This window comes from Burkholderia sp. Ac-20392, assembly GCF_017104585.1.
Taxonomy (GTDB): domain Bacteria; phylum Pseudomonadota; class Gammaproteobacteria; order Burkholderiales; family Burkholderiaceae; genus Burkholderia; species Burkholderia lata.
This window is the reverse complement of sequence record NZ_JAAGPB010000486.1, coordinates 1-6,130: the sequence shown is the minus strand read 5'-3', so window position 1 is coordinate 6,130 and position 6,130 is coordinate 1. Positions and strand designations below refer to the sequence as shown.

Here is a 6,130-nt window from a genome sequence, read left to right as displayed (position 1 = left end):
ATCCCGGCCTCGGGAAAACCCCTAACCACCCACCTGCGAAACGGCACCATGCGCATTCTCGTCGTGGAGGACGATGCCGAAATCGGCGCGGCGATCCGCATCCGCCTGGCGCGGCTCGGCCATGCCGTCGATCTCGAAACCGACGGCGCGACCGCAAACGGGTTGCTGCGCGTCGAGCGCTTCGATCTCGTCGTGCTCGACGCGAACCTGCCCGGCATGGACGGCTTCACGGTGCTGCGCCACCTGCGCGCATCGGGCAGCACGACACCCGTGCTGCTCGTCACCGCGCGCTCGGCGATCGACGATCGCGTGAGCGGCCTCGGCCTCGGCGCCGACGACTACCTGGTGAAGCCGTTCGACTATCGCGAACTCGATGCGCGCGTGCAGGCGCTCCTGCGCCGCAACAGCGGCCATGCAAACGACGTGCTGACGCTCGGCGGCCTCGTGATCGACCGCAGCAGCCGTCTCGCGGAACTCGACGGCCAGCCGCTGTCGCTGTCGCGCCAGGAATTCGCGCTGCTCGAAATCCTCGCGAGCCGCCCGCAGCGGATCTTCTCGAAGGACGAACTGCTGAACCAGTTGTTCAGCTTCGGCAACGAGCCCACCGCGAACGCGGTCGAGCAGTACGTGACACGCGTGCGCAAGAAGCTGCAGGGCAGCTCGGTCGAGATCCGTACCGCGCGCGGGATGGGGTACCAGATTGCGGCGCACTGACTGGTTCCCGAAGACGCTGTTCGGGCGCACGCTGCTTTTCATCGCGCTGGTCGTCGCGACCGGCGCGCTCGCGCTCGCGGCGATCGCGCGCTACTACGCGGGCGTCGCGGCCGAACGCGCCTACGACCAGTTGCTTGCGGGCGCATCGATCCAGGTCGCGGAAAACCTCTACGTGCAGGGCGGCGTGCTCGCGCTGAATCCGCCGGTGGCCGCGCTGTCGACGCTGTCGCGCTACGACCTCGTCTACTACAAGGTGGTCGATTCGCGCGGCATCGTCGTGGCCGGCTACAACGATCTCGCGAGCCCTGCGACGCTGGCCACCGCGAAACAGGGCCCCGCGTTCGCGAACGGCATGTACCAGGGGCACCGGATCCGCACCGCGACCATCGCGCGCTACATGCCCGAGGAAAGCACGCCGGGCTGGGCGCTCGTGACGGTGGCGCAAACCACCAATGCGCGCCAGCAGCTCACGAACGACATGAGTTTCAAGGTGTGGACGCTGATCCTGCTGATGAGCGTGCTCGCGATCGGCGCGAGCGGCCTCGCGATCCGGCGCGGGCTGCGCCCGCTCGCGCAGATCGGCACGATCATCGCCGCGCGCGACCCGGCCGACCTGCGGCCGGTGGCCGTCGATACGCCGAGCGAGATCGACGCGATCATCGGGTCGATCAACGGGCTGATGCGCCGCCTCGCCGAGCGGATCAACGCGATGCAGCGCTTCATCGCCGATGCCGCGCACCAGATGCGCACGCCGCTCGCGCGACTCGATGCGCAGATCGAGCTGCTCGACGGCGAAGCCGATCCCGCGCGTCATGCGGCCCGGCTCGACGCGCTGCGCGCGACCTGTTCGGACGTCGGGCGGCTCACCGGCCAGTTGCTCAATCATGCGATGGTGATCCATCGCACCGAAGCCGTGCCGCTGCAACCCGTCGAACTCGTCGCGCTCGCGAAAGACGTGCTCGGCCGCACGATTCCGCTCGCGGGCGAGCGCGATGTCGCCGTCGCGTTCGCGAGCGACACACCGCTCGCCTGGATCGACGGTGACGCTATCAGCCTGCAGGAAGCGCTGTCGAACGTGCTGCACAACGCGCTGCTGCACGGTCACGCGGACGACATCGTCGTCTCGGTCGCGACGCAGGGCCACGCCGACGATGCGGTGACGCTGACCGTCACCGACAACGGTCGCGGGATTCCGCGCGAGCACTGGGACGCCGCGTTGCAACCGTTCGTGCGGATCGCGCCGGACGGCAGCGAGCGGCGCACCGGGTCGGGCCTCGGGCTCGCGATCGTGCAGGAAGTGATGAAGGCGCACGGCGGACGCGTCGGGTTCGAGTTTCCCGAGGCGGGCGGGTTTTCGGTGGTGCTGACGTTTCCGCGGGCGGCGGGAGTGAAAGTCGACGACATCGAAACCGGCGAACCGCCGTCTCGTTGACCAGGCAAGCACGGCGCCAACAGACAGTCGATCGCTTCCGCTTCTCTCGCGGACGCGCAGAAGCCGTCGGGAGTCGTCACTCGGGGATCCGCGACGGCAATGCGTCGGCTCTCACGAGCAACTTCTGACAAACCTATATCGAGCTCAACTGCGGCGCTTTTGATTCGTCCACATCGCCGATTCCAATTTCGCTCGTCGACGACCTATAAAATACCGACGACCACACGGGTGGTCGTCGGTTACTGGCCCATGCCAAACAATCGTGGTGAATCCGTCGCCAGGATCAGTCAACGCATCTTCTGAACCACATCGGGATTGCGCTAGCCATTTTCAGTCAAGCTCATTGACTCAAAAGCAGATGGATGGCGCCGACTGGAGCCGAAGATCCGCTCTTAACCGTCGTCGGGCCGGAAGTTGAGCCAGCCGAAAAGCGGTCACCATCGAAGGTCGCATATACACGAATGGATTTTTCTGATTTTGGCATTGTCACATTATGTGACGCCTCAACCTGAGACGTGTCCAGAAACACCAGTTGAACCATCTCACACGACCCACTTGGCCCGCATCTTTGGGTTGTATCGTATCGATAGTAAGTGGATCCACGCGGCAAATCTGAAACCAAATAACTCCCCACCTCGGCATTATTTACATAAAAATGCAACCGAGCGGTGGAGTTTTGGGGGTTTGGTGATACCCGCTTGACAACGATGTCTCCCGTCAATTTAGCTTTAATCGTCACCGGCGCTCCCGGGCGCGGTGAGCTTGGCGTCACGGTGAGCTGAATATTAGTCGCGCTTGCGGCAAGCACTGCTGCCGAGCAGCAAAACGACATCACCGCTGCAATAATTAACTTGATAGGCATGATCTCGAGCCCATCTTTTAATTCGGGCTGGCAGAGATACCCAAAATTGCCGGGCGATCCGCAATACACCCTTGAACCGTGACGTAGATCGGCAGATCCGCGCTCAATGCGGTCAGCAGAAATGCTTGCTGGGAACGTCCCGATGCATCCCCGGCGGTCGCATATCCGTCACTCATACGGCACCCGTCCGGGTTTACGACAGGGGCAGCGGTCGACACGATCATTTGATCAGCACCCCAGTTGGTAAGCAGACGCGTGATTTTCCCCGGTGCCGTGGATTGCGCCGAAAATGCGCTCAAAGATGCTGATGCAAGTGCCAGAGCAACCACCGACTTTACGATCGAATTATTCATCTTGAAATAGGTCAATTTGATTGGATTAATTGAATCGACACCTCCGATTCGAAAAATATTCTACTTTCACTACATTTTCATTACAAGAAGATTTCACATCGCCTCCCGGGGGATCGCGCCCTGAGCGAACGTGTCCCGTACCGACGCCCAAGGACGGCCTGCCGGTCAGTAGTTGAGGGGGCTCGGCACCCGATCATCCGGGCTCCACCGGCGAACGCAGTGCCTGTCAGGGAACAATTGGCTTTATCGATACGGCAAACGGATGGTTTCGATCCGCTTGAATGGCAGAGAGCGATAGTGACGCAAAGCGGCCAAGTACGACGGGCATCGACACGATGCTCCAAACAAATCGGCTGCCAGCAAAATCCACCCAAACACGCATGGGCGAACTTGACTGCACCGGGGCGTGACTCATGTTACGTGTGACGTTCCAGGCGAGACATCAGGTATTCGGCAGCGCACGCGCTCAATCGTCGCTGTCGTCTTCGAAGCCGTTGCGCTCCACGTGCTGCGCCACTACCCGGTCCAGCTCGTCGTACTGACGATCGCAAAACAGCCGGCACAACGTGTCGACGTCGGTACGCTTCCTGACGTCGATCGTGTCGACTTGCTGCTCCAGCTTGCCCTTGCCGATTCCGAACAGCCCCTTCTTCATCCGCATGGAGACGGCATTCAACTGGAAGCCGTCCGCGTGCGCATCGCTCAGCGCGGTCACCCACAATTCCCGCTGATCGTCGGCATGCTGCAGCACGAGGGCCGGCAACGGGCCGTCCTGCGTGTCGTCCCATTCGGCATGCTGCGCCGCCCACGGGAATGCGTCGAACGCCTGCGTGAACGACGGGTAATCCGTCGCGCCCTGCGGATCCAGTTGCTTGAAATCGTAGCCGACCTTCTGAATGGAATAAGTCAACATGGCGCGGTAGCCCCCGTGGCGTTCGAGATCAGGAGAACGTCAATCTACGCTGAATTTCGGTGTCCATCATGATTTTCTCAACGGCTCACGCATGCTTCGCAGCGGGATCGCGAGGCTCTTCAAGGTAACTCCGCGCCAGCCTCACGAGTTCGCGCTTCAGTTTCGGATCGTCCAGCAGCCCGCGCCGGGCCGCGTTGTGCACGACGCCTTCGAGTGCCGACGACAGCACCTGCGCCGTCATCGTATCGGCCCTGACGGGCGCACGCCCGCGACAGGCGGCAACGATCAGCGCATAGCGGCGCAAATAGTCCTTCTGGAACGTGTCGTATGCAGCCTTCACGCCGCCCGGATCGGGAAGATCGAGCAGCGCACGGTGCAGCGACGGGTAATCGCGGTGCGCGGCGATCAGGTCGCCGATCAAGCCTTCAACGAGACGCGCGGGGCTCGCCTGCCGGTCGTGCGCGCGCTGCAGCACGGCCAGCACATCGTCGAAATGCCTGCGCCGGATCGCGTCGACCAACGCGAGCTTGTTCGGGAAGTACTGGTACACGGAACCGATGCTGACACCGGCAACTGCCGCGACTTCGTTGGTCGTGAACCCGGCCCACCCGTGCGTATCCAGAACGCGAGCCCCGGCCGTGACAATTACATCCACGGTCGCACGCGAACGCGCCTGGCGCGGGGCTTTCCGCATCGCGGCGGCGGCATCGGAAACGCGAGTGGACATGCGGGCTCCGACTGAAAATAATGGTGGCGAAGCTCACATATTAGGTGAAACCCACAAGGAAACGACCATGAGCGAGAACGCACTCCTGTCCCGCATGCTGCGCTACCAGGCGTGGGCGAACGACGAAATGCTGGCGGCCATCGCGGAGCTCGACGTGGTGCAACACGCCGACGAGCGCCATCTCGCGCTGCGGCTGATGAACCATTGCCTCGTGGTGAACAAGATTTTCGCCGCGCACCTGACCGGCGAACGTCATGGCTTCGTATCCGACAACACGCCCGACACGCCCGAGCCCGACGCGCTGCGTGCTGCCTTCGCCGCGCTCGATCGCTGGTATCTCGACCATGTCGAAGCCGCCACGCCCGCGATGCTGACCGAATCGATTCCGTTTGCGTTCACCGACGGTGACAACGGATATATGACGCGCGAAGAGATGCTGACCCATGTCGTCACGCACGGCGGCTATCATCGCGGCGAAGCCGGAAGGCTGATGATCCAGGCCGGCGCGCGTTCGGGGCAGGACATCAGGCTGCCGTGGGACACGTACGCCGTTTATCTGCACCGGACGGAACCGGCGCGCAGGCTTCAGGGCAAGACCGAAGCGGCGAACGCGTCAACCGCCGGGCGATAGGCAAGCGCCACGCCCGCTACGCCGCCACCGCCTCCCCGCCGAGATACGCATCGCGCACGCGCTCGTCGTCGAGCAGCGCCTTCGCGCGCCCTTCGAGCACGACGCGCCCCGTCTGCAGCACGTACCCGTAATGCGCGATCTCCAGCGCGAGGCTCGCGTTCTGCTCGACCATGAACACGGTCACGCCCTGCCGGTTGATCGCATCGATCAGTTCGAGCACCTTGTCGACGTAGAGCGGCGACAGCCCCATCGTCGGCTCGTCCATGCAGATCAGCTTCGGCCGCGCCATCAGCGCGCGCGCCATCGCGAGCATCTGCTGCTCGCCGCCCGACAGCGTGCCTGCGCGCTGCGTCAGCCGCTCGCGCACGCGGGGAAACAGGTCGAGCACGCGCTCGTAGTCCTCCGCCACTGCCGCGCGGTCGCCGCGCGTGTACGCGCCCATCAGCAGGTTCTCGCGCACGCTCATGTCGCCGAACAGCCGCCGCGCCTCGGGCACGG

The 6,130-nt window shown here is 63.5% G+C and carries 8 protein-coding genes; 3 read left to right on the top strand and 5 right to left on the bottom strand.

From position 1 onward, the window contains the following. The first annotated feature begins 48 nt into the window (after positions 1-48). Positions 49-714, top strand: a complete 666-nt coding sequence (locus G3N99_RS32750; RefSeq protein ID WP_174938348.1) for a response regulator transcription factor — start codon at positions 49-51, stop codon at positions 712-714. Next, complete coding sequence (locus G3N99_RS32745; protein ID WP_206124445.1) at positions 701-2,146, top strand: sensor histidine kinase; 1,446 nt, start codon at positions 701-703, stop codon at positions 2,144-2,146. Before G3N99_RS32750 ends, G3N99_RS32745 begins: the two co-directional genes overlap by 14 nt. Positions 2,147-2,486: 340 nt before the next feature. Here G3N99_RS32745 and G3N99_RS32740 read toward each other — a convergent pair whose 3' ends face one another. The 4 genes from G3N99_RS32740 to G3N99_RS32725 all read right to left on the bottom strand — a co-directional run bounded on the left by G3N99_RS32740 (position 2,487) and on the right by G3N99_RS32725 (position 5,001). After that, positions 2,487-3,008, bottom strand: coding sequence for a hypothetical protein (locus tag G3N99_RS32740; protein WP_206124444.1), 522 nt, complete (start codon positions 3,006-3,008; stop codon positions 2,487-2,489). Between the two features lie 17 nt (positions 3,009-3,025). Continuing rightward, entirely contained in the window at positions 3,026-3,376 is a 351-nt protein-coding gene (locus G3N99_RS32735; RefSeq protein WP_174938342.1) for a hypothetical protein, read from the bottom strand. A gap of 451 nt (positions 3,377-3,827) precedes the next feature. Further along, a complete protein-coding gene (locus G3N99_RS32730) occupies positions 3,828-4,274 on the bottom strand; it encodes a hypothetical protein (protein WP_174946290.1) in 447 nt (148 codons plus the stop codon). Between the two features lie 85 nt (positions 4,275-4,359). Beyond that, positions 4,360-5,001 (bottom strand): TetR/AcrR family transcriptional regulator, encoded by a 642-nt coding sequence (locus G3N99_RS32725; protein WP_206124443.1) that lies wholly within the window; start codon positions 4,999-5,001, stop codon positions 4,360-4,362. A gap of 67 nt (positions 5,002-5,068) precedes the next feature. On the opposite strand from G3N99_RS32725, the gene G3N99_RS32720 reads away from it, so the two are divergent. Beyond that, complete coding sequence (locus tag G3N99_RS32720; protein ID WP_206124442.1) at positions 5,069-5,632, top strand: DinB family protein; 564 nt, start codon at positions 5,069-5,071, stop codon at positions 5,630-5,632. Positions 5,633-5,648: 16 nt separating this feature from the next. Here the strand turns inward: G3N99_RS32720 and G3N99_RS32715 are convergent. Beyond that, the coding region (locus G3N99_RS32715; protein ID WP_206124441.1) for an ATP-binding cassette domain-containing protein at positions 5,649-6,130 on the bottom strand (482 nt) is incomplete at its 5' end.

What these genes read in the sequence shown, in the direction of transcription:
- G3N99_RS32750 (WP_174938348.1), top strand. Translation starts at nt 49, where the DNA reads ATGCGCATTCTCGTCGTGGAGGACGATGCCGAAATCGGCGCGGCGATC.
- G3N99_RS32740 (WP_206124444.1), bottom strand. Translation starts at nt 3,008, where the DNA reads ATGCCTATCAAGTTAATTATTGCAGCGGTGATGTCGTTTTGCTGCTCG.
- G3N99_RS32730 (WP_174946290.1), bottom strand. Translation starts at nt 4,274, where the DNA reads ATGTTGACTTATTCCATTCAGAAGGTCGGCTACGATTTCAAGCAACTG.
- G3N99_RS32725 (WP_206124443.1), bottom strand. Translation starts at nt 5,001, where the DNA reads ATGTCCACTCGCGTTTCCGATGCCGCCGCCGCGATGCGGAAAGCCCCG.
- G3N99_RS32720 (WP_206124442.1), top strand. Translation starts at nt 5,069, where the DNA reads ATGAGCGAGAACGCACTCCTGTCCCGCATGCTGCGCTACCAGGCGTGG.